At 59.3% G+C, this 22783-nt stretch carries 23 protein-coding genes and 1 pseudogene; 7 read left to right on the top strand and 17 right to left on the bottom strand.

Annotation, left to right across the window (positions count from 1 at the left end):
• Nucleotides 1-102: 102 nt before the first annotated feature.
• From IB252_RS16575 to IB252_RS16545, 7 genes are read right to left on the bottom strand one after another with little or no spacing between them, the layout of a single operon-like run.
• Nucleotides 103-1521 carry an ATP-binding protein gene (locus IB252_RS16575; protein ID WP_192409567.1) on the bottom strand — a complete coding sequence of 473 codons (1419 nt, stop codon included), beginning with the start codon at nt 1519-1521 and terminating at the stop codon, nt 103-105.
• Nucleotides 1518-2180, bottom strand: a complete 663-nt coding sequence (locus tag IB252_RS16570; RefSeq protein WP_192409566.1) for a response regulator — start codon at nt 2178-2180, stop codon at nt 1518-1520. Before IB252_RS16570 ends, IB252_RS16575 begins: the two co-directional genes overlap by 4 nt.
• Before the next feature lie 11 nt (nt 2181-2191).
• Nucleotides 2192-2836 carry a tetratricopeptide repeat protein gene (locus IB252_RS16565; protein ID WP_192409565.1) on the bottom strand — a complete coding sequence of 215 codons (645 nt, stop codon included), beginning with the start codon at nt 2834-2836 and terminating at the stop codon, nt 2192-2194.
• Nucleotides 2833-3642: an SDR family oxidoreductase gene (locus IB252_RS16560; RefSeq protein WP_111452536.1), complete on the bottom strand. Its 810-nt coding sequence runs from the start codon at nt 3640-3642 to the stop codon at nt 2833-2835. Before IB252_RS16560 ends, IB252_RS16565 begins: the two co-directional genes overlap by 4 nt.
• Nucleotides 3629-4303: a TenA family transcriptional regulator gene (locus IB252_RS16555; RefSeq protein ID WP_192409564.1), complete on the bottom strand. Its 675-nt coding sequence runs from the start codon at nt 4301-4303 to the stop codon at nt 3629-3631. Before IB252_RS16555 ends, IB252_RS16560 begins: the two co-directional genes overlap by 14 nt.
• Entirely contained in the window at nt 4300-5781 is a 1482-nt protein-coding gene (locus IB252_RS16550) for an AMP-binding protein (RefSeq protein ID WP_192409563.1), read from the bottom strand. The genes IB252_RS16555 and IB252_RS16550 overlap by 4 nt, the downstream gene beginning before the upstream one ends.
• The gene (locus IB252_RS16545; RefSeq protein WP_111452539.1) at nt 5771-6448 is read right to left on the bottom strand and encodes a thermostable hemolysin; all 678 of its coding nucleotides are present in this window, start codon (nt 6446-6448) and stop codon (nt 5771-5773) included. Before IB252_RS16545 ends, IB252_RS16550 begins: the two co-directional genes overlap by 11 nt.
• 181 nt (nt 6449-6629) lie before the next feature.
• On the opposite strand from IB252_RS16545, the gene IB252_RS16540 reads away from it, so the two are divergent.
• The gene (locus IB252_RS16540) at nt 6630-7202 is read left to right on the top strand and encodes a cytochrome b (RefSeq protein ID WP_111452540.1); all 573 of its coding nucleotides are present in this window, start codon (nt 6630-6632) and stop codon (nt 7200-7202) included.
• Here IB252_RS16540 and IB252_RS16535 read toward each other — a convergent pair.
• Both IB252_RS16535 and IB252_RS16530 read right to left on the bottom strand, forming a co-directional pair.
• Nucleotides 7183-8292 (bottom strand): DNA alkylation repair protein, encoded by a 1110-nt coding sequence (locus tag IB252_RS16535; protein ID WP_192409562.1) that lies wholly within the window; start codon nt 8290-8292, stop codon nt 7183-7185. The genes IB252_RS16540 and IB252_RS16535 overlap by 20 nt on opposite strands.
• Nucleotides 8293-8450: 158 nt before the next feature.
• The gene (locus tag IB252_RS16530; RefSeq protein ID WP_192409561.1) at nt 8451-10259 is read right to left on the bottom strand and encodes a monovalent cation:proton antiporter-2 (CPA2) family protein; all 1809 of its coding nucleotides are present in this window, start codon (nt 10257-10259) and stop codon (nt 8451-8453) included.
• 88 nt (nt 10260-10347) lie between these two features.
• Here IB252_RS16530 and IB252_RS16525 point away from each other — a divergent pair.
• Nucleotides 10348-10785, top strand: a pseudogene (locus IB252_RS16525) (LysR substrate-binding domain-containing protein); the annotation flags it as partial.
• On the opposite strand, the gene IB252_RS16520 reads toward IB252_RS16525, so the two are convergent.
• The 4 genes from IB252_RS16520 to IB252_RS16505 form a co-directional block, all read right to left on the bottom strand.
• A complete protein-coding gene (locus IB252_RS16520; protein ID WP_192409560.1) occupies nt 10775-11551 on the bottom strand; it encodes a substrate-binding domain-containing protein in 777 nt (258 codons plus the stop codon). The pseudogene IB252_RS16525 and the gene IB252_RS16520 overlap by 11 nt on opposite strands.
• A 21-nt stretch (nt 11552-11572) precedes the next feature.
• Complete coding sequence (locus tag IB252_RS16515) at nt 11573-12877, bottom strand: MFS transporter (RefSeq protein ID WP_192409559.1); 1305 nt, start codon at nt 12875-12877, stop codon at nt 11573-11575.
• A 186-nt stretch (nt 12878-13063) separates the two neighbouring features.
• The gene (locus tag IB252_RS16510; protein WP_192409558.1) at nt 13064-14137 is read right to left on the bottom strand and encodes a sensor domain-containing diguanylate cyclase; all 1074 of its coding nucleotides are present in this window, start codon (nt 14135-14137) and stop codon (nt 13064-13066) included.
• Nucleotides 14138-14240: 103 nt separating this feature from the next.
• Nucleotides 14241-14564, bottom strand: coding sequence for a protealysin inhibitor emfourin (locus tag IB252_RS16505; protein ID WP_192409557.1), 324 nt, complete (start codon nt 14562-14564; stop codon nt 14241-14243).
• 251 nt (nt 14565-14815) lie between these two features.
• Between IB252_RS16505 and IB252_RS16500 the strand changes: the two genes are divergently transcribed.
• On the top strand, nt 14816-15154 hold the full coding sequence (locus tag IB252_RS16500) for an FKBP-type peptidyl-prolyl cis-trans isomerase (RefSeq protein ID WP_192409556.1): 339 nt from the start codon (nt 14816-14818) through the stop codon (nt 15152-15154).
• A 104-nt stretch (nt 15155-15258) separates the two neighbouring features.
• On the opposite strand, the gene IB252_RS16495 is transcribed toward IB252_RS16500, so the two are convergent.
• A complete protein-coding gene (locus IB252_RS16495; protein ID WP_192409555.1) occupies nt 15259-15594 on the bottom strand; it encodes a hypothetical protein in 336 nt (111 codons plus the stop codon).
• Between the two features lie 327 nt (nt 15595-15921).
• The gene (locus IB252_RS16490) at nt 15922-16953 is read right to left on the bottom strand and encodes a D-cysteine desulfhydrase family protein (RefSeq protein WP_192409554.1); all 1032 of its coding nucleotides are present in this window, start codon (nt 16951-16953) and stop codon (nt 15922-15924) included.
• A 140-nt stretch (nt 16954-17093) separates the two neighbouring features.
• Between IB252_RS16490 and IB252_RS16485 the strand changes: the two genes are divergently transcribed.
• A complete protein-coding gene (locus tag IB252_RS16485; RefSeq protein ID WP_192409553.1) occupies nt 17094-17975 on the top strand; it encodes a LysR substrate-binding domain-containing protein in 882 nt (293 codons plus the stop codon).
• Nucleotides 17976-18088: 113 nt separating this feature from the next.
• Here IB252_RS16485 and IB252_RS16480 read toward each other — a convergent pair whose 3' ends face one another.
• Nucleotides 18089-19210 (bottom strand): cytochrome P450, encoded by a 1122-nt coding sequence (locus tag IB252_RS16480; protein ID WP_192409552.1) that lies wholly within the window; start codon nt 19208-19210, stop codon nt 18089-18091.
• 82 nt (nt 19211-19292) lie between these two features.
• On the opposite strand from IB252_RS16480, the gene IB252_RS16475 reads away from it, so the two are divergent.
• Complete coding sequence (locus tag IB252_RS16475) at nt 19293-20057, top strand: ArsR/SmtB family transcription factor (protein WP_192409551.1); 765 nt, start codon at nt 19293-19295, stop codon at nt 20055-20057.
• Here the strand turns inward: IB252_RS16475 and IB252_RS16470 are convergent.
• On the bottom strand, nt 20054-20662 hold the full coding sequence (locus IB252_RS16470) for a LysE family translocator (RefSeq protein ID WP_111452203.1): 609 nt from the start codon (nt 20660-20662) through the stop codon (nt 20054-20056). The genes IB252_RS16475 and IB252_RS16470 overlap by 4 nt on opposite strands.
• 105 nt (nt 20663-20767) lie before the next feature.
• On the opposite strand from IB252_RS16470, the gene IB252_RS16465 reads away from it, so the two are divergent.
• Both IB252_RS16465 and IB252_RS16460 read left to right on the top strand, forming a co-directional pair.
• Nucleotides 20768-21673, top strand: a complete 906-nt coding sequence (locus IB252_RS16465; RefSeq protein WP_192409550.1) for a LysR substrate-binding domain-containing protein — start codon at nt 20768-20770, stop codon at nt 21671-21673.
• A gap of 147 nt (nt 21674-21820) precedes the next feature.
• Nucleotides 21821-22735, top strand: coding sequence for a hypothetical protein (locus tag IB252_RS16460; RefSeq protein WP_192409549.1), 915 nt, complete (start codon nt 21821-21823; stop codon nt 22733-22735).
• The last annotated feature ends 48 nt before the right edge of the window (nt 22736-22783 follow it).

The raw sequence follows: 22783 nt of genomic DNA, 5'->3' as shown, positions 1-22783 counted from the left end.
TCTTTAGAGCGCTTCGCGATAGCTTCAATCGTTGCTGATTAACGGCGAGTTTGCGCTGGGCTTTGGTTGCGCATTATCTGGCGAGCCCCCGCTTGTGATCACTCAAGCATTCGGCGGCAATTCGCGCGTGGTGCGCTGTAAAGGCGTGCGGGACTGGCCGTCCGGAATCGACAGCGTTGCCCGCAACCCGCCCTCCGGCCGGTTGACCAGGGTAATTCGTCCACCCAGCCGAGTCGCAATGGTGTTGACGATTGTCAGACCCAATCCCGCCCCCTGGACGTTCCCTCGGCTGTAAAAACGTTCGAATAACCGGCCGCGTTCCGCTTCGTCGATGCCCGGCCCCTGATCTTCGACACTCAATAAATAAAACCCGTCAGCCTGATCCAGCTGCACGGTGATGACGCCGTGCGCGGGGGAAAAATTTGCCGCGTTGCTGATCAGGTTATTCAGGGCGATGTCGATGGCGGCGGCGTCAGCGATTACTTTCAGGGGCCGGTCGGTGACGTCGAAGGCCAGTTCAAGGTTCTTGCTCAGTAACCAGGGTGTCAGCTGAACCAAGCTGTCGCGCACCGTTTGAGTCAGGTCGATGGTGTGCGGCACCGGCGTTACGGCTGTGGGTTCAAGGCGAGCCATGGTCAGCAATTGGTTGACCAAACGGCTGGTTCGGTCCACGCCCGAAATCAGAAACGCCAAGGATTCCCTGCGCTCTTGTTCGGTGCCGGCCTCTAACAGGTTTTGCGCATGCACCCGTAGCACCGCCAGGGGCGTGCGCATTTCATGGGCGGCGTCGGCGATAAAGCGCCGCTCGCGGCCGAGCACTACCTGAATCTGCGCGAGCATGCGATTGAGTGCCGCTTGCATCGGTTCGAGCTCGCTGGGCAGCGGGGTCAGTTGCAGCGGTTCCAGAGAACCGCTGTGCCGTGCCCGCAGCGTCGCCGCCATATCGGCCAGGGGCTTGAGGCCCCAACCAATGGCCAGCCAGACCATCGCCACCAGCATCAGGCTGCCCAGCACGTTGGGCCACAGGGTATGGCGCAGGATCCGGTCCACCAGCTCCGACCGCACATCGCCGAGTTCGCCCACCCAGATCCGCACATCAGTTGGTTTGTCTTCCAGCATGAACGCGCGCCAGTGGCGGTTATTCAGATCGACCACATCGCTGAAGCCAGGTGTCGACGGGGGCGTGGTGAAGGAGGGCGCGCTGGCGGTGTGCACCAGCACTTCGCCCTTACGATTCCAGACCTGAAAGGCAATCTTGCTTTCATAAGGATGGCCATCGCCTCCTGGCGCCGCTTCGCCCAAGGCCCTGTTGAATGCCTGATACAGCTCGGCGTGTTCCTTGCTGGCCAGTGGCATGCGCATCACCCCCTGCAGCAGCCGGGCGTTCTGCGCCAGTTGAGCGTCATAGACTTCGGCAATTTCGTGGTTGCTGTCGTGCCAGTTGAACACGCTGATCACCGCCAGACCCGCGAGCATCAGGCCGATGATCAGCGTCAGGGTACGGTGCCGAATGGACGTCATCGACGCTCCTCCACCAGATAACCGACACCGCGAATGGTACGGATCAGATCGGTGGAAAATTTCTTGCGCAGATGATGAATGTGTACTTCCAGGGTGTTGCTTTCGGCTTCTTCGTTCCAGCCGTAAAGCAACTGCATCAAGTGATCGCGGGTCATCACCCGGCCCGGCGGCGAGAGTAATTCGTGGAGCAGTTGATATTCCTTGGGCGTCAGCGCGACCGGTTCGCCCAAATAACTGACTTGCTGGGTGCCCGGGTTGAGGCTGATGCCGGCGTGTTCGATGAGCATCTGCGCGCGGCCGGCACTGCGCCGCAGCAAGGCCCGCAGGCGCGCCTTGAGTTCGGCCAGATCAAAGGGTTTGATCAGATAATCGTCGGCCCCGGCATCCAGCCCTTCGATACGGTCTTCGGTGGCGTCCCGCGCGGTGAGGATCAGCACGGGCAGGTTGGAGCCGCTGTCACGCAGACGGCGCAACACTTCCAGCCCGTCCATGCGCGGCAGGCCGAGGTCGAGCACTGCCAGGTCGAAGGATTCACTGAGCAGCGAATGCAAGGCGCTGATGCCGTCCTGCAACCAGTCGACTGTGTAACCTTCGCGGCCCAGGGCCTGATGGATGCCTTCGCCCAGGGCCACGTCATCTTCAACCAGTAATAAGCGCACACGGACTCCTGTCAGTTGAGTTTCTTGTTCACGTCCGCCAGCAACGCTTCGATCTCTTTGCGCCGCCCGGCGTCGGCGGTTTCCCGGCCTGGCCTTGGCTCCGCTTGCAGGGCTTTTTGCAGGGCGCCCCGGGCTTCGCTGTAGCGTTTTTGACGGTAGAGGTGATCGCCCCAGAAGTACAGACTATCGATGCCGTTCGGGTTCAGTTGCAAGGCCTGCTTGAGCAATTGTTCGGCCTTGTCGGCGTCGCCGAAACCGATGGGCCAGCCCGGTACGCGGTCGTACAGTGCGCCGAGGCTGGTGTAGGCCGAGCCTTGCAGGGCTTTTGGGTCCAGGGCCAGGGCTTTCTCCAGGTCGACTTTCGCATCCTTGACCTTGCTCAGCGCACCGAGCCCGCCCTGGGCACCGGCCCAACTGCTGGTGACGATTCCGGACCAGATCCAGGCTTCGGCCACCGATTGGCGTTCGTGAGTGAACGCCGACGCTTGGCCGGCGAGTTTTTCGAATGCGGCAGTGCGCTGCTCGGCCGGCAGTTCGTATTGAATATGAGCCCAGCTTTGCTGGATGCCATTGAGACGTTGTTGATCGGCGGCGTCCAGCGCCCAGGCACTGTGGCTCAAGGCGCCCAACAGCAAGCAAGCAAAGAGTTTTTTCATGGCTTGAGATTCTCGTTATCAGGCTTCTGACTCAGGCGACGGATCAGTGGCAACTGCTTGCGCAGGCCGCGATCCACCAGGTTTGGCAACAGGCTGTTCAGGCGCACGAAAAAGCGTTCCGGCCAGCCCAGGTACAAATCACGGTGGTCTCCGGCAATCGCGTGGATCACCGCCGAGGCTACTTTTTGAGGATCGTCGACACTGGATTTGAGCGCGTCATTCAAGGCCTGTGCCGCCGGGCTGTTCATGCTGGTGCGGGTGGCCCGTGGCGCGACGTATAAAACGCCGACCCGGGTGTCGGCCAGTTCCCGGCGCAGGGCTTCGGAAAAACCCCGCAGGGCAAACTTGGTGGCGCAATAGCTGGCGTAACCGGGGTAGCCGATGGAGCCGTAGGTCGAACCGACATTCACCACCATCGCGCTTTCAGCTTGCTTGAGCAGCGGCAGTAATAACTTGGTCAGGCAGATCGGCGCGCTGATGTTCACTGCCAGCATGGCGTTGATGTCGCTGTCATCGAGCTGCTCGAGCATGGCGAAGTGATTGACCCCGGCGGCGTTGATCAGCAGGTTGATGCCGCCGATGGCTTCGGCGGCTCCCAGTACTTTGCGGCGGTCGGCGAGGAACGTCAGGTCGGCGCCGATCCAGCACAACTGCTGCGGATAGCGTTCGAGCAAAGGTGCCAACGGTTCCCGATGCCGAGCCACGGCCAATACCCGGGCGCCACTGGCGCACAGGGCGGTAGTGATCGCCAACCCGATACCGCCGCTGGCGCCGGTCAGTACCACGCGAGCCTCAGACAGGCGCATGCAGGTTCTCCCCATCGCGTGGCAAACCGCGGAACATGTCGGTGTAAAGCGTGTACACCACCTTGGAGGCGTGAATCACAGCCGCCTGGTCGGCCGGATCATCGAGGGTGTTCATCAGTCGGCGATAGGTGTGCATGTGCTCGATATCCAGCGAACCATGGGAGCTGAGGTAACTGAAAGCGCTTTGCGGCAGGTCCAGGCGTTCGCGAATGCTGTCGGCGGCATGAGTGGCCAGGGCGATGCTGGTGCCTTCAAGCACGTTGACCATGCCGAACAGGCCGACCGGGTTGTCCCGGGCAATCAGGTCGTAGAGGAAGCTGACCATCAATTCGATCGGCAAGGACGGACGACCGTCGCGCACGGCCTCTTTGTCGCCGCCGCAGGCTTGGATGTCGTCGAGGACCCATTGTTCGTGGCCGTATTCGTCCTCGATGTACTCGCACACCGCTTTACGCAGCCATTCCAGGCGCGACGGCAAACGGGCACCGCACGCCATCATCAGCGGTACGGTGTGGCGCACGTGGTAATAGGCTTGCGCCAGGAAGGCCCGGTAGCTTTCCAGGCTGACCTTGCCCTCGAGGGCGTCGCGAATGATGGGCAGATTGAACAGCTCGTGGCGTTCTTGCTGGGTGGCTTCTTGCAATGTGTCGAAAAAGCTCATGACGCAGATTCCTCTGAAAAGACAGCTTCAGTCAGTTGCGAGCGGTAACGCTCGACGATGGCGTCCCGGCGTGGTCGGCCATTGGCGGTCAGCAGACCGTTGTCGGATGTGAATGGTTGATCCAGGCGTGTCCACAGATGGACCTGGGCGTAATCGGGCAAGGCTTCGTTGGCTTGGGCCACGGCGGCGGCCAGTTCTGCGTCGGTGCAATCGGGGCGATGGGGCCAGAGCAGCGCGTGGTTGCTCGGCATGGCTTCGCCGTAGACAAAGGCCTGGGCGATATGACGGCGTTGGGTCAATTCGGCCTCGACCCATTCCGGGTTCACATTGCGGCCGTAACTGGTGACGAATTGATGTTTCTTGCGCCCCTTGAGGTAGAGAAAACCTTCGGGGTCGAACTCGCCAAGATCGCCGCTGGGCCACCATTCATCGGTGTGCGGCGCTTCACCGAGATAACCGAGCAAGGTCGATCCTTTGATCAGCACTTCGCCGTCGTCGGCCAGGCGAATGTCCACGTGGGGCAGGGGCCGGCCGACACTGCCAGGGCGGCGCGCTTCTGGCCGATTGAGGCACACCACCGACGCGCACTCGGACAGTCCGTAGCCTTCGTAAACCGGTAGGCCGATCCGTTGCGCACGGAGCAGTAATTCTTCGCTAACCCGTGCGCCACCCACCGCGGCAAAACGCAACGCGTGGGGGCTGAAGGCTTTTTGCTCGGCGGCGCTGACCAGCATCAACAGCAACTGCGGCACCAGGATCAAACTCTCGGGGGCACGGGTGGCCAGGCATCCGAGCAGCCGCGGCACATCCACACTACTGGCACCCTGAATACCCAGGGTTTTCTGGCTGGGCAGGCTCAGCGTTGCGCCGGCGTACAGCGCCGCATAGCAGCCAATATTTTCCAGCAGGATCGCCAGCGGCAAAAGTGCGAGGTGGTGCTGTGGATCGGTGGGCTTGCTGGCCTGATCCAGTTCGCGGGCGACCCGCAGAATGCTTTCGGCGCTCAGGCAGACGCCTTTGGGGGTGCCGGTGGTGCCCGAGGTAAAGGTCAGTTTGGCGGTACCTTCGGGCATCCGACTTGGGCCGCTGAAGGTACGGCGCCAGAACTCGCCGGCTTTCTCATAACCGGCCGTTTGCAATTCGCCTTCCAGTGCTGGCTCGGCAATCACCAGGGCGGCCTGGCTTTGCTTCAGGCAATGTTTGCGTTGAGCCGGGCTGAAAAAAGGTGGCAACGTCAGGCAGGTCAAACCTTCAAACAGCACGGCCAGGTCCCAGAGCATGGCTTCGACGCCGTTGTCCAGCGCCAGTGCAACCACCTTGACGCTTTCATCGCGCAGACGCTGCTGGCGATACATCACTTCTGCGTACAGCGTGGCGTAGTCCAGTTTCTGGTGATCGCCCCACAGGGCGATGGCATTGGACTTGCGTTCGGCATGGCTGCGCAGGGTCTGTTTGAAACGCTCCATTTCAGGCGACATGGCTGGATTCCTCGATGGACGATGGCAGCCCCAGGCGATTGAACATCCCGATATTGCGCAAATGGATGAAGCCGGCGCGGATGTTGCCAACGTGCACCCAGGGCTTGCTCTCGTAGTAACTGCCCCAGCTATGGCGGTCGTCGCCCAGCCGCGCAGGATCGGCGGCGCACAAGGTCACGGGTTTCAAGCCCAGACGGTGGAAGCTATTCACCAGGCCGATGTTGCCAGTGAACGTCACCCATTCCAGGCCGCCCATGGCCAGCAGGTAGGTGATGGCGATGATGCTCATTCGCGCACTGCCGGTGTCGGTGGCGGCCAGGTTGCCCACCTCGACGATACCCGCGCGGTCTACTGCACAATCGGCCGCGACACTGATCAGCGGATCGATCGGTTCGTCCAGGTAACGTTCCAGAAACAGTGGTTCGCTATTCGCCAGACGCACGCCGGCCACTGCACACAGTTCACCTGACGCGTTATTCATGCCGAACAGCTCCGGCATGAAATGACGGATGTCGGCACCGTGGGCCTTACGGAAGCGTTGCTGGATAAAGGCTTCGAAGACGGGGCGCAGGGGCTCGTCCGGCAGGGCTCTGGCCAAACTCATCTGCGGGGTTTCGGCTTGGCCGAAATGCAGGGGCAGAGGGATGTTCCAGTTAAAATCGGGCATTGGAAAACGCCTCCACAGGTCAGTGTGGAAGGAGTATCGGAGGCATTTCTTAACGAAGTCTGAAGGAGGCCAAAAGATCGGTCGTGCCTGTCTTCAGATTGTCTTAAGACTGGGCGGGCAGGGTGTCGCCCCGGGCTGCGCGAATGAGTCGCCAGTCACAATGATATTCACGAGGCTTGTTATGACCCGCGATGCACTCGCTCACCGGTATGGAAAACTCTCGATCACTTTGCACTGGCTGATGCTTGCGCTGTTTGTTGGCGTGTATGCCTGCATCGAAATCAAAGGGCTGTTGCCCCGCGGGCATGCGTTGAAGAGCCTGTTCCTGGGGCTGCACGGCTTGTTCGGGTTCAGCATTTTTGTGTTGGTCTGGGTGCGCTTGCTCGGGCGGCTCGCCCCGCGTCCGCCCATCACGCCGGCGTTACCCGTCTGGCAGACAGGCGTTTCGCACCTGATGCACCTGGCATTGTATGGGCTGATGATTGCCACGCCATTATTGGCCTGGCTGATGCTGTCGGCAGGTGGCAAGCCGATGCCTTATTTCGAGTTCTTCCTGCCTTCGCTGGTGGCGGTCGATCCGGATCTGGCCAAGCAGTTCAAGCATTGGCACGAATTGCTCGGCAGCGCCGGTTACTGGCTGATCGGCTTGCACGCGGCGGCGGGGTTGTTCCATCACTATTGGGTCCGTGACAACACCCTGACGCGCATGCTGCCTGGTCGATCCGCTAATACGGTCAATCAGCGTCAGCGATAATCTCGAACCCGGTGCTGGCCAGGCGCTCGCCGTTCACCAGAATGTGCACGGCGTGATGACCCGCGTAATGCCGGCGGGTGGTAAGTTCCTTGATGTGCTGACCCCGGACGATGGATTCGGTCGCCTTGCCGGGAAGTGTCAGCGCCTTGAGCTTGAATACCTTCGCTGACGTGCTGCCGCTGGCTTTTACGTAATCGATTGCGTAGTCGATCACCAGTCGCTGACTGTCCTGGACCGTGGATTTCACGGCGAAGGACAGGGTGATTTTTTCACCCAGACGAATCACCGCCGGTTGCACCTTCACATCTATGATCTCGACCTCAGGCTTGCCGCCCGCGCCAATGATCGCCAACGCGCGTTGATTGCCTTGTTTGATCAGGCTGCGCAGGGCGTGTTTGGCGATCCATGCCGTGTGTTTGTTGTCCAGCGACCAGCCTTCGATCAGGTCCAGCACCCATTCGGGATGATCCTTGGTGATGTCGTTGAGGTGGTTGGCCACGGACTTGCGCACGTAGAGACTGTCGTCGGCCTTGAGGTTGTCGAGGATCACCGCCGCCAATGTTGGGTCAGCCTGAATCTGTTCCAGTCGAAACGACCATGGCAGGCGCGGTCGGCTGCCTTCGCTGGCCAGGCGGCGGACGTGTTCGTTTTGGTCCAGGGACCACTCGTGCATGACCGCCAGGGAGCGTTCGATGTCGCTGCGCAGGAAGTAGCGGATCGCGAACTCCGAGGAGCCGAAGGTGGTGAAGTATTTCAGCGCCTCCATGGACTGCTCGAAGGCATGTCCGCCGTACGTCGCGACGTAATGCGGCAATGAGATGCTGACGAAACCGCTGTTCAGGCGAGGAGCGAGGGCGCGCAGCACCTCTAGCGTTTCTTCATAGTTCAACGGCAGGACGGTGTGCAGGCACTCGCTGACCCGGGCCATGCGCTGCATGATGGATAATTCGCCTAGCCCGTCGTTGGCCAGTTTCAGGAAGGCCTTGGCGTTGAACGCGGGGTAGACGGCGGTCATCTCGGTGGCGATGTGCTTGAGGCGGTCGGCGTTGAAGATTTCTTTCAGGGCGGGGGCGGGTTGGTCAGCAGCCATTGTGGATTCCTTATGTCGATCGTTCCCACGCTCTGCGTGGGAATGCATCCTGTGACGCTCTGCGTCACGACTTGCGAAGGGACGCGGAGCGTCCCGGGCGGCATTCTCACGCAGAGCGTGGGAACGATCAGCTGTGGGGGGAGCGTGGGGGCGATCAGTTATGCCTTGCCTGATTGTTCTTCCAACTGATCCGACTCAAACAATCTCGCCAGTTCCGCCCGGGCTTCCTGTGCCGTCTGCAAGACCTTCGCCGCATCGTCATAAACCGCATGCTGGGCCTCCAGCACCTGTTCGTCGTGATGCTTGAAGCGTTTGATCCGCGCATCGGCCTGGGCCTGGGTCAGCCCCAGGCCGACCAGCGTGCGCCGGCTCATTTCCAGACTCGAGTAATAGGTTTCCCGAATGGCCTCGGCGCCAAGGTCCACCAAGCGATGCACATGCTGACGGTTACGCGCCCGGGCGATGATTTTGATGTGCGGGTAGAGTTTATGCACCAGTTCGGCAGTCTTGATGTTGGTGTCCGGGTCGTCGGTGGCGATGACAAAGTATTCCGCCTGCTCGACCTTGGCCGCACTGAGGATCTCCGGGCGCATCGGGTCGCCGTAGAACACCGGCACACCGCCGAAGCTGCGCGACAGTTCGATGGTTTCCACCGAGGTGTCGAGGGCGACGAACTTGATGTTCTGCGCGCGCAAAATCCGCGCAACGATCTGCCCCATGCGGCCCATGCCGGCGATCACCACGCGCGGTGTGTCGGTATCGATCTCGCGGAATTTCTCCGGCACCACCACCGGTTGAACCTTTGGCCTGACCAGTCGCGCGCACACCAGCAACAGCAGTGGCGTCACCGCCATGGACAAGGTGATGGTCAGCACCAGCAAGTCGTACAGGTTTGGTTCGAACAGGCCCTGGTCGCGGCCGATCTTGAACACCACAAACGCAAATTCACCACCGGCCGCGAGCACGATGCCGAGGCGAATCGCACTGACCTTGCCCAGACCACCCGCCAGCCGACCGACAATAAACAGCAGCGGCAGTTTGATTGCGATCAGCAACAGGGTCAGGCCCAGCACCGTGATCGGCGCGCTCAGGAGCAGGCTCAGGTTGGCGCCCATGCCGACACTGATGAAAAACAGCCCCAGCAACAATCCCTTGAACGGCTCGATTTGCGCTTCCAGTTCGTGGCGGTATTCGGAGTCTGCCAGCAGCAACCCGGCGAGGAACGCCCCCAGCGCCATCGACACGCCGACCAGATCCATCAGCCACGCCGTGCCCATCACCACCAGCAACGCGGTGGCCGTGGAGACTTCCGGTAAACCGGTCTTGGCCACCACCCGGAACACCGGCCGCAACAGGTATCGCCCACCGATCACCATCACCGCGATGCTGCCCAGCACGCGCAAGCCGTGATTGAGGCCTTCACCTGCGCTGCTGGTGTGATCGCCGCCCGCCAGCAACGGCACCATGGCGATCAACGGGATAGCGGCGATGTCCTGGAACAACAGAATCGCGAATGCCAAACGCCCGTGGGGACTGGTCAGTTCCTTGCGCTCGGCCAGGCTTTGCAGACCGAACGCCGTGGACGACAGCGCCAGGCCCAAGCCCAGCACGATCGCGCTGTTCAACGGTTGGCCGAACACGAACAACGCCAGCACACCAATCACCGAGCCCGTCAGCAGCACTTGCGCCAGGCCGACGCCGAACACCGATCTGCGCATCACCCACAAACGTCGCGGCGACAGTTCAAGACCAATGATGAACAGCAGCAACACCACCCCGAGTTCGGAAATGTGGCTGACGCTTTGCGGATTGCCAATCAGGCCCAACACCGACGGCCCGATGATCACCCCTGCAAACAGATAACCCAGTACCGCCCCCAGTTGCAGGCGCTTGGCCAAGGGAACGGTGAGCACCGCCGCGAACAGAAACACGACAGCGGCTTGCAACAGGTTGCCTTCATGGGGCATGACAAAAACTCCATTCACTCGGTACGGCGGGGGGACAAGGATAAAGGGTGATGCTTCATGCGTCAGCCATGAACATACAATGATGTTGGCTGACACACCGCCCGAGCCGCTGGTACAGGAAGGTTATGTGGTGGCGTGCCGGCGCGATCATCCGTTGGCCGCACGCGCCAGCGTGACGTGGGATGAGTTTTATCAGCAGGACTACATCTCGCTGGACAAGACGTCCGGCAATCGCTTTCTGCTGGATCAGGCGCTCACGGGCATCGTGCCGCAGCGGTCAAGCATCTGCGAAACCCGGCATGTGACGACGATGATCGGTTTGGTCGAAGCGGGGTTGGGCGTGGCAGCGGTGCCGTTGATGGCGATGCCGGCGGCGGATCACCCGATCCTGACACGGGTGCCGCTGACCGATCCGCAGGTGATGCGCAGTGTCGGTTTGATCAAGCGCCGGGGTCGCACCTTGACCCCGGCGGCACTGGAACTGGAACGGCTGGTGGTGGAAATGAAAGTCCAGGTCAGCGGCTGACTGAGTCCAGCCCGGTGGCTTTCACATCCGGTTGAGCGGCGGTGGAGGCCAGGTATTCCAGCAATGCCTTGGCTTGCGCCGGGTGTTGCGCCCCCACCGGAATGCCGGCGGCGAAACGCGTCACCGACTGCACCGATTCCGGAATCTTCGCCACAAAACTCACCCCCGGCACCGGCAGCAACTCGCTGACCTGCTGAAAGCCCAGTTGATAGTCACCGGTGGCAACCACCGAACCCACCGGGATTTTCGGGACCATCGTCGACTTGGGTTTGAGTTGGTCTTCAATGCCCAGCCGTTTGAACAATTGCTCCTCGATGTATACGCCACTGGCGCTGTCGGAATAGGCCACGGACTTCGCGTCGAGCAAGGTCTTTTTCAGGCCGTCGACAGAGCTGATGTCCGGTTTCGGCGCGCCTTCACGTACCACCAGGCCGATCCGCGAGTCCGCCAGCTCGACCCGTGAGGCGGGATCGACTTTGCCTTGCTTGATCAGGTCATCGAGGGCGTAGCCGACCATGATGACCACGTCGGCCTTTTCACCGCGAGCCAGACGATTGGGAATCGCTTCCGGCGCCTTGCCCATCGAAGGGCCGAGGGCGGTGTCCAGTGTGTTCCCTGTGGAGGCGGCGAATTTCGGGCCGAGGATTTTGTAGGCTGCGGTGAAACCGCCGGAGGTCATCACGCGGATCTCTTCGGCCTGGGTGACGGTGCTCAGCCCCAGGCTGACCAGCAACGTCAGGGCAGCAAAATTGAATAGCTTCTTCATGGTCATGTGCTCTGGAAGGCTTCAGGACATCGCCGATTGCAGGCGACCGGTCGAACGGCGATAGAGATACAGCGTCGCGCACAGGGCACAGAGCGCGGCGAAACTCATCCAGTAACCGGGCGCAGCCTTGTCGCCGGTGTACTGGATGAGGAAGGTCGATATCGCCGGGGTGAAACCACCGAATACCGCCGTGGCCAGGCTATAAGCCAGGGAGAAACCGGCAACCCGAACTTCAACCGGCATGATTTCTGTCAGCGCGGCAATCATCGCGCCGTTGTACAAACCGTAAATGAACGACAACCACAGCAGCACCAACAGCATGTTGATGAAGCTCGGCGCCTGCACCAGATACGTCAGTGCCGGATACGCCGTGGCCAAGGTCAGCAGGGCCATGGCAATCAGCACCGGACGACGACCGATGCGGTCGGACAGTGCGCCACCCACCGGCAGCCAGAAGAAGTTCGAAACGCCCACCAGCAAGGTCACCAGCAGCGCATCAGACGTGCTCAGGTGCAGCACGGTCTTGCCGAAGGTCGGTGCGTATACGGTGATCAGGTAAAACGCGGTGGTGGTCAGGGCGACCATCATCATCCCGGCGAACACGATCACCCAGTTCTGCGCCAGCGTGCGGAACACATCGCCCATGCTCGGGCGGTGTTTTCGGGCGGCGAACGCTTCGGTTTCCTCAAGGTTGCGGCGCAGGAAAAAAATGAACGGCACGATCATGCAACCGACGAAAAACGGAATTCGCCAGCCCCAGTCGGCAATCATCGCTGGCGCCATCCATTGGTTCAGGCCATAGCCCAACGCCGCCGCGACAATGATCGCCACTTGCTGGCTGGCCGACTGCCAACTGGTGAAGAAGCCTTTGTTGCCGGGCGTGGCGATCTCCGAGAGGTACACCGAGACGCCACCCATTTCTGCGCCAGCCGAGAAGCCTTGCAGCAAGCGGCCGATCAACACGATGGCCGGGGCGAACAACCCGATGGTTTCATAGCCGGGCACCAGCACAATCAAAATCGTGCCGCTGGCCATGATCGACAAAGTGACGATCAACCCTTTGCGCCGACCCACATCATCGATGTAGGCGCCCAGTACCACGGCGCCCAACGGTCGCATCAGAAAGCCTGCGCCGAACACCGCGAAGGTCATCATCAGCGAGGCGAACTCGCTGCTGGCCGGGAAGAACACGGCAGCGATCTGCGTGGCGTAAAAGCCGAACAGGAAGAAGTCGAATTGTTCGAGGAAGTTGCCTGAGGTGACCCGGAAAATCGCACTGGCCCGGGAGCGACCGGAAGTCGCGGGCCGTTGGGTTGATGCTGTCATAGACGTGTACTCCACCGCTTTTATGACGTGCACCGCCTGGACGCAGCGCACGGTTCTTATTGAGGCGGATAGTGGAGCAGGGGGATCGATATGTTAATTGCATTGTTGGCATGCATTGATGTGTGAAACGGATCAATGCACTCCATAAGGAATGATTCGCCGGTGGAGCGTTAAACCGTCGAAGGGCTATTCGCTGTGAGCGCGTGCGGGGGTTTCAGTGCCCAACCGATACTGATTATTCCCACTGCGCTTCGCCTCATACATCGCCAGGTCCGCAATATGAATCAACCGGTCCATGCTCGGCGCATGGTCCGGGAATACCGCGACCCCAAGGCTAGTGCCGATGTGTCGTTGATCATTACCGATGGTCACCGGTGGTGACAGTTCGACGAAGATTTTCTGGCAGATGCTGCGAGCTTCGTCTTGCAGGCTGTTGCCCTGGGGCAGGCCTTGAAGGATGACTACAAACTCGTCGCCACCGATCCGGGCGACGGTATCGGTTGAACGCAGGATTTTCTTCAGTCGGGTGGCGGTGGTGATCAGTACCCGGTCGCCGGCGGCATGGCCGTAATGGTCGTTGATGGCCTTGAAACCATTGAGGTCGACAAACACCAGCGCAACCCTTGTAGCGCTGATGCGCGCCTGTTCCAGTGCTTCGGACAGACGCTCCTCGAGCACCAGACGATTGGGCAGACCGGTCAGCGGGTCGAAGTGGGCCAGGTGTTGCAGGTAGCTGGCGGAGGCTTTTTCCTCGGTGATATCGCGTACCACGCCCATCATCTTGATCGTTGCATCGTGGTCGTTCTTGACCACATTCCCGGTTTCCCGAAGCCAGCGGATCGTGCCGTCGGGCCAGACCACCCGATATTCCTCGTCATGGTTGTCGCCGGTTGCCAGGCAACGCAATTCCCCGGCCCGGACCCTGGCCCGGTCGTCCGGGTGAACACATGAGCAAAACAGCGCGTAGGAAGGCGTTACTTCGTCGATCTTGAAGCCGAACATGCCGTAGATCGCGTCCGACCAGTAGAGCTTGTCGGTGTCGACGTCCCAGTCCCACGTGCCGATACGGGCGAAGTACTGGCTGCGCTTGAAGCGTTCGGCGTCACCGTCCTGACGGATGTTTTGTCCGTCAGTCAGGCTGGTGATCAGCACGCGATACTCGGCCAGCTGCTTTTGCAGCGAGCGCTCGCGACCGATCAACGCGACGATCAGGGCTAGCATCACTGAGCCGAGGGCGGCGCTGGTCCAGACCAGATTCATTCAGGTTTCGCCATCGTGGCGTATCAGCCGTATCGGGAAAGGTGTGCCTATGTTAGTTCACACGGCCCTCGATCATCAGCCTCTATTGCGAGGGGCGCCCAACTTATAGCAGTTCACCTTTGTCCCACAGATGCACCAATTCCCCAGGCGCCTGATCTTCAGGCACCTTCATCACCATCCGGTCGTCCTGTTCGCTGCTGCGGTAGCGCACTTCGATTTGATAGAAGCGCTGATCGCCCCGGCTGGCGGATGAACTGGTCATCAGCAGGCAACCCTCGAGCAACGAACAAATGCGGGTACGTTGGTCGGCATCGCATTGGGCGAATTCGATCTCTCGGGGGCGGGTCAAGGTGTGGATTGCCGCTAAGCCGCCCTGGCGGGAGACGCAGACCACCGCGTTATCGTCCAGTGTTGGCAAGGTTTTCATTGTTCCTCCGGCGTCAGGTCGACGCCCAATTCAGACCAGCCGTGTCGCAATTCGGTTGAGGATATAGGGCGGGATGAAACTATACGGCGGTGATGAGTCGGTCATCAGAGCATCCTTTCCTGAATACGAAGTCGTTATTCATGTGAGCCGGATGACGGTCTTTCGGTTCCGTGGATTGCCTTGCGCGCCGGTTTCTGCGAAAACCTCCGTCCGCGCCCCAATCACTGGGCGACAGTGACCGAGTAGGAATCATGAACGACGAGTTGCAAATCATTGACCTTGAGCCGGGCGACGGCAAAGCCGCCGTCAAAGGCGCGCTGATTACCGCCCAATACCGCGGCTGGCTGGAAGACGGGACTGAATTCGATTCTTCCTACAGCCGGGGTAAACCTTTCCAGTGCGTGATTGGCACGGGGCGGGTGATCAAGGGTTGGGATCAAGGGATTATGGGCATGCAGGTCGGCGGCAAGCGCAAGTTGCTGGTACCGGCGCATCTGGCCTACGGTGAACGGACCATGGGCAAGATCACGCCGAACTCGAACCTGATTTTCGAGATTGAGTTGCTGGAAGTGCTCACGCGGGATGATTGATTTGTTGGGTGTGGGCTGAAATGGCGAACCCCGCCATCTCTGTTAGAAGAAATGGTGGGGTTTTTATGTGTTGGGAGAGTGATTTCTGGTTTTGATTTAGCGAGTCAGGTGAACATTTCAATATCGTCGAGCGTGTCAGCAACTGTGGCTTCAAGTGCAGGGAATTTTCCTTTTACGGAATCAAGGGCGGGCATCACGGTTTGCATTTCAAGCTCACTGAATCTGCGGGCTACATGGCCGAGTGCGGTGATTGCTGCCGCAGCCACCGACTGAGTGCCACTCTCGAGATGTTTCAGGCAAATGGTCTGAGCCCAGGCACTGTCTTGCTCATTTAATCCGATGGAAATCAGCGCAGTGACAATGTTCTTTTCCAAGCCGCTATCAAAGAGACCGACTGCTTCGTCATGGCTAATCGACGGATCGTGGTAGATAAGACTCACTGTTTAGCTCCCAGGATGTTTCCCTTGGTGTCGGCTTTTTTTGCCTTGATTAATACATTTTTCATATCTTGATGGAGTTTATTCCATGCTCTGACATGTCCGTGGTAGTCGTCCTTTCGGTGGCGCTCATGTAGCGGCTGGTGACGTGGTGCCCGTCGCCGGACGGTGGGTTTTGAATCCTGGGTATGCCTGTTTTGCGAGACATGAGCGTCCTTGTTTCATCTTTTGAAAACGATGCGGACGCTATATCAAAGGACATTTGATAGATGTAGGACGGGTCTGAAACTCTATGAATTGCTGGAAGTGCTGACGCGGGATGATTAACCGCTAAGACTGAAAGGTCTCCCGGTAGGCATACAAACCCGGTGTTCCGCCGGTCATCACGAACAGCACATTGTCCCCGGAACGGTAACGTCCGTGCCTGAGATCCGCCAACAGTCCGGCAAACGCTTTGCCGGAGTACACCGGGTCGATCAACAGGCCTTCGGCGCGAGCCATCAGGCGCACTGCTTCCTGCATGGCTGGCGTTGGCAGACCGTAACCGTCGCCCAACTGACTGCCGTCGATGGCGATCTCTTCAGCTTGAACGACGGCGCTACTGCCCAACAGCGCCAGTACGTCCTGGGTCAATTGCCGGGTTCTGGCCGCTGACGTGTCTCGATCGGACAACACCGAATAGGACTTGACGATCGAGGTGCCTCGGCCCAGCAACTGGAAGCCGGCCGCGAGCCCGGCGTGGGTGCCGGCGCTGCCGTTGGGCACCACGACCTGATTGAAGGTGAGGCCGAGTTCCGTCTCTTGCTGTGCGATCTCCGCCGCGCAGCGCGCATAACCGAGACTGCCCAGCGGCGTTGAGCCACCGGTGGGAATCACCAGCACGTTGCGCCCCGAATCCCGAAGTTGCGTGGCCCGTGTTTCGGCGACGGCGAGTGAGTTGCTGCCCCCGGCAAGCACCTGCAGCTGAGCGCCGAACAACTGGTCGAGCAGAACATTGCCGTTGAGTTCGTAATCCACATCGTTTTTGGGTACCGCGCGGGTCAGGATCAGTTCACAGGCAAGGCCCAGGCGAGCACACACCGCGGCGGTCAGGCGCGCATGGTTGGACTGAATGCCGCCCACAGTGATCACCGTGTCGACTCCGGCCGCCAGCGCTGCGCCGATGTGGAACTCGAGTTTGCGCAGTTTGTTACCGCCGCCGCCAATCAGCATATGATCGTCGCGTTTGAGAAACAGGCCGATTCCCTGTGGCTTCAAGCCCAGCAGGTGTTCGAGGCGTTCGGCGCGCTGAATGGGCGTGGGGCCTTGCAGGAGGTTGGCCCGCGCAAAAGAACTCAGTGACGTGTCCAGTAGGGTTTGCATCAATGTGGCCTCGTTGTTCACCTTTAATCATGTGACTGTAGGGAGAACGGCCCTCGTGATAAACGCATTGCCGGTTATTACTCCTTTAACCTGATGTATTTAATCAAGCGTTCCGTTTTCTCCCTTCACAAGGCATGGTCATGAGCAAACTCAGGCAAATGGAAGTTTTCGTCGCCGTGGTCGAGGCGGGCAGCTTTGCCGATGCGGCCAGTGACATCGGAATGTCGGCTGTCATGGTTGGACGGCATATCCAGAGCCTGGAGAAAACCCTCAACACCCAGCTCATTCAACGCACCACCCGGCGGCAATCCATCACCGGGGAAGGGCGGTTGTTTTATGAAGAAGCCAAACGGGCGCTGGAGCAGGTGAAGTACGCATTCAGCCGGGTGGAGGCGTCGAACCCGGAGCCCAGTGGCTTGTTGCGAATCACCGCACCGATGACCCTCGGCGTGTCTTTGGTCGGTCCTCTGGTGTCGGCGTTCATGCAGTGTTATCCGCAGATCCAGGTCGAGCTGATTCTGAGCAACGAAGTGGTGGATCTGTACGAGACCTCATTCGATCTGGCGTTCAGGATCTCCGAACTGATCGGCGTGAATCTGCTGGCCAAGCCATTGCCACCGTATCAAATGGTGATCTGCGCAGCGCCCCGGTACCTGGAGAAATGGCAGGAACCTCAGTCCCCGGAAGACCTGCACCGACACCGAATCCTCACTCACACGTCCTGGAACAATCGTTTCGCCTGGCCTTTGCAAAACGGCGCCAGTGAGGTGCCCTGGCCCGAAGGAGCGGTGCTGAAAAGCAATGACGGTCAAGTGCTGCTGCAGGCGGCCGTGGCCGGAGAGGGGATTTTGATGCAGCCCGATTTCCTGGTGTCGGCCGCGTTGGCCAAAGGCGAACTCGTGCGGATCCTGGACGCCTATGCGCCGCCACCCAAGCCGGTACAGATGGTGTATCCACGCTCGCGAAAGTCACTGCCGAAGTTGAAAGCCTTTATCGATTTTGTTGCGCAGCGACTGGCGTGACCGTTGCGGAGGCGGATTTTTCAGGCGGGTTTCGATAGGTTACGGCGCATCAAAAACCAACGCCTTTGCGTGGGAGGGCGCGCAGAGCGTGGGAACAATCAGTTGACACGGACTTACGGCAAATCGCTAAACAGCGGAATACGCCCGTTTAGCGAAGGCCGGTAATCCCAGGTCAGGCGATCCAAAGCAGGCTTCATCGTCAGAATCTCCTTCAATGTAGCGCTGGCAATACTCAACGCCAACAACTGCCCCGGACATTGATGCCGTCCAGCCCCAAAGGTGAAACTACGCCGGTCTGGACGATCAAGAAGAAAGACGTCGGGATGGTCATTGAGCTGCGGATCACGATTGGCCGAAGCCAGCAGCACCAGAATCACGTCGCCGGGGTTCAGGCTTACCCCTTCGATTTCACAAGGCGCAGCGACAAACCGGCGGGTGTTCTGCACCGACGGATCGAAGCGCTGAACTTCAGCGATCAAGTCGTCAACCGGTGTCGATTCGCTGTGCAGCGACGGGTTTCGAATCAACGCCAACAGCGCATTGCCGATCAGCCCGGCGGTGGCTTCATAGGTCTGTGAAAACAGTCCGATCAGGTTGGCGATCAATGTTTCAGCGTCGCTGGAGGTTGCCGCGAAGCGCTGGCGGACCCCGGCGAGCAGGGTTCTCTGATTGTTCGGGTCATCCAGCAACTCAACGAAATAGCCGCTCAAGTGTTCCGCCGCAACGTGCGCCGCATCCCGTTGTGCCTGATCGCCTAGGGGCGACAGGCACGCGACGAAGTCCCCGGTCAGCTCGCTGATAGCCCGGCCCTGAGCCGGCGAGAACCCCAGCAATGCAGCCACCACGCACACCGGCCCGCGAAACATCGCCTTGCACAACCCATCAGCGCCCGCAGTGATCAGGCGAGCGCCAACCAGCGCATTGACTTCATCGGCATCAATCGACGCCAACCCTGGCTGAATCGCCGACCTCGGGCAGCGCTGCCGTTCGCCCTCATTCATCCGCATCAACTGACCGAAGACCTTGCCGGCCATCCCGCCAACAATCGCCTTGGGCACCGGTTCCTGTGACGGCCGAACATGGCAGTCAGGATGCGCCAGCACGGCGGCAACGGCTCGGGCGCTACTCGCCACCCACACGTTCAGTCCTTGGTGAAAAACCAACCCCCCCTCCGCACGCAGTTGCGCGTAATAGGGATAAGGATCGGCATGAGTCGCAGCGATGATCGGGTCCATGGGTCGCAGCCTTGTTTGTGGTTGGAAAAGTGTTGCTACTATCTCCAGTTCGAAATGGCCTTGATTCGTCCGGGAGCGAAATATGAACGTAGAACAGCACGACATCGGCGTCTCTCACGTGGCCGCGGCCATCGCGGAACCGGCCCGGACGAAAATCCTCTGTTCGCTGATGGACGGCCACGCCCGCACCAGCACCGAGTTGGCGGCGATTGCCGAAGTCAGCGCCTCCACCGCCAGCGCGCACCTGGCCAAACTCAAGGAGTTGGCGCTGGTGCGGCTGCACGTACAGGGCCGACATCGCTATTACAGCCTGACGGACAGGCGCGTCGCCCAGGCGCTGGAAGCGTTGATGGTGATCGGCCAGAACGCTGCGCCGACCTTCAATTCGCGCACCCCGGATCGCCTGCAATTCGCCCGCACGTGCTACGACCATATGGCCGGCACGCTGGCGGTGCTGCTGCATGACCGGATGATCGAAGCGGGGTGGCTGCTGGAAACCGATGAACAGGTCTATCAGCTGAGCGACAGCGGTGAGGTGTTGTTTGAAGGGTTGGGTATCGAGGTCAAGGATTTAACCGCGATGCGCCGCCATTTTGCCTGCCCGTGCCTGGACTGGAGCATGCGCCGCCCGCATCTGGGTGGTTCGTTGGGGGCGGCGTTGTTGAAAACGGCGATCACGCGCAAATGGGTGACTCAAGACCTGGACAGCCGCGCGCTGACGTTGACGGCGACGGGGCGCAAGGAACTCAGCATCCGGTTCGCTGTTGAACTGCCGATTCAGGTATCGACAGCACAACCCGCATTCGCCGAGCCCCGGCGTCGCGCGAACGCCGGTTTTGCGCCTTAGCGACTGGCCGAGGCCATCAGCACGCCGAAACCGGCGAAGGTCACACCCGAGACCTTCGCCGCCAGCCAGGAACCCTTCGGGCTCGACAACCAGCCTTTGGCGGCATTGGCGAGCAAGGCATAGCTGCCATGCACGAGGATCACCAGTACGCCATAGGAAGCGACCAGTTTGAAAAACTGGGTGGAGAAGTGCGCTGAGGTGTCGATGAATTGCGGGAACACCGCCAGAAAGAAAAACACCGCCTTGGGGTTCAAAAACTGGATCGAAGCCGCTTCGAGGAAGCGGTAGCCCGGGCTTGAGGGGCGCGTTTCAAGCAGCGTATTGATACCCGCCGAGCGCCAACTTTTGTAACCCAGGTACAACAAATAGGCGGCCCCTGCATATTTCAACGCGGTAAAGGCGTTGGCGGAGGTGCTGAGGATCAGGCCGACACTGGTGGCGCTGATGGCGGCGACGATAAACGCACCCGACGCGATCCCCAGAATGCCCGGCACGGCCCCGGTCCAGCCGTGGCGCACCGCGTTGGACAGGGTCAGGACCACGCCAGGCCCCGGACTCAAAATGGTCAGGGTGGCAAACAATAGAAAGAGTCCGTAGCTGTTCATATCTTGTTCCGTCAGGTGGCGCTGGCTGCGTACGAGCAGATTGGCGTGACGACGTAGGCGTGACAAACGCTTTAATTGCGCTGCATATGTGACTAAATTAGACACATGATCAATCCACTACCGCCGCTTAATGCTGTTCGCGCCTTCGCCGTTGCTGCTCGCCATCAAAGTTTCAGCCTGGCGGCCGAGGAGCTGCATGTCAGTCACAGTGCCGTCAGCCGGCACATCAAATTGCTTGAGGAGCACCTGGGTGTGCTGCTGTTTGAGCGGCGTGTCCGTCAATCGGTGTTGACGCCGGCCGGTCAGCGCTTTTATGAGCAGGTGAGTGCCGGGTTGACGCAGATCGCCAACGCCGCGGCTGCGCTCAAGCAACATGCGTCGCTGCCGACCGTGAAGATCAATGTCCGCCCATCCTTTGCGATGCTTTGGCTAGCGCCCAGACTGGAAGATTTCATTGCGCAGCACCCGGACATCAAACCGCAAGTGATGACCCAAACCCAGGCACCCGATCATGCGCGCGACGGGTTCGACATCGTCATTCGCCGTGGTCGTGACGATTGGGCGCCGGCGATTGAGGCGCGAGTCCTCTTCGAAGACGAACTGTTGCTGGTCGCGGCACCCTCGCTGATCGAGCGCCTGGCCCTTGAAGACCTCACGTCCCTGAGCCGGCACACGTTATTGACCGCCAAGGCGCGTCGCGAAGATTGGCACAACTGGGCCCTGCATTTTGCTCAAGGCCAGTCAGCCACTCAGGTCACCCGGCAGTTTGACCACATGCACCGGGTGCTTGAGGCCGCCGTGGAAGGTCAGGGCATTGCCTTGTGCCCGACCTCTTTGCTGGGCACCCACCTCTCGAGCGGTCGCCTGATTTGCCCGTTGCCCGAGTTGCGAATGCCATTGCCGCGTTATTACTACGGTGTCGCGCCGGACGTGACGGCGCAGACTCGGGTGTTTGTGGAGTGGTTGTTTGCCCGCATTGCTCAGGATGAATACACACCAGCAGGTTCTTGATGTTATCGAATACTTGCGTGGTGAACCGGTTTCACCAATTGGAGGGTGTTGTGTCAAACTACTTGCTAAATGGCAATGTGCTATGCACCTGAGAACTATGATATGAGAGTGTTTTTTTTAGGCTGGAAAGCTCGATATGAGCAGATTATGATCGATGGTCTTGCTGAAAAGCATGATGTTCATATGTTCCACATTCCGGCTTACGCCAAAAGAATCAACCGCACTCTAAGATCACTTCAAAAAAAAATCCCGCTAACTATGTCAACAGCCTGGCTAGGGAGGTGGGTCAATGCGAGTAAATCTGTAAGTACCAAAGACATACTGATCTGTAATGAGGGGCAAGTTAGACGCGGATTAAACCCTAGTGTTATCAGCACTTTCAGAGGCTTAAAGGTTCTTCTGATCAGAGATCTGGTGGATGCGGCCTTTGTCGATGAAATGAGAAAACTTTTCGACAAAATCTATAGCTTCGACCCGGACCAGTGCCGTTTGTTTGGTATCGATTACCTGGAGCAGTTCTTTCCTTTCAATGCAGAAGCAGCAAGAAAGCTGAATACCGAAAGGCTGGAGCAATCCCCCCGTATCACTTGTTTTTTTCTTGGTAGGGATAAAGGTCGCGCTCACCTGATAGAAAGTATGGCTAATGATCTTGAGAGCTTGGGTTGTGGCATTAAATTTCAAATCGTGAAGGATGAGTCATCCATCCCGCTATCGAAATATCATACTGATTCAGTATTGCCGTATGAGGAAAACCTTCAGAAGGTAATTGATGCTGACGTGCTGATAGAGATCAATCAGCCCGGGCAATCTGGCCTCACGCTTCGAGCCTTAGAGGCGGCCTTTTTTGACAAAAAACTAATTACTACTAATAAAGGCGTCAAGGATTTGTACTTTTATGATCCTAGCCGCTTCTATATTTTTGAAGAGTTTGACAAGGAGGCCATTGCTCGGTTTTTAGCTTCACCACCAAAGCCGATTGACGTGGAATCCCTAAAGCAACATTGCCCAGAAAACATGCTTGAACGCATACGAGAACTGCAAGGTTCCAGCCCGTGCCATTAACGCAATAAAAAACCCACCCATCGCCACAGCGATGGATGGGTTATGTGC

The sequence above is a fragment of the Pseudomonas sp. PDM10 genome, from assembly GCF_014852295.1.
GTDB lineage: Bacteria > Pseudomonadota > Gammaproteobacteria > Pseudomonadales > Pseudomonadaceae > Aquipseudomonas.
This window is presented reverse-complemented; position numbering and strand designations above follow the sequence as displayed.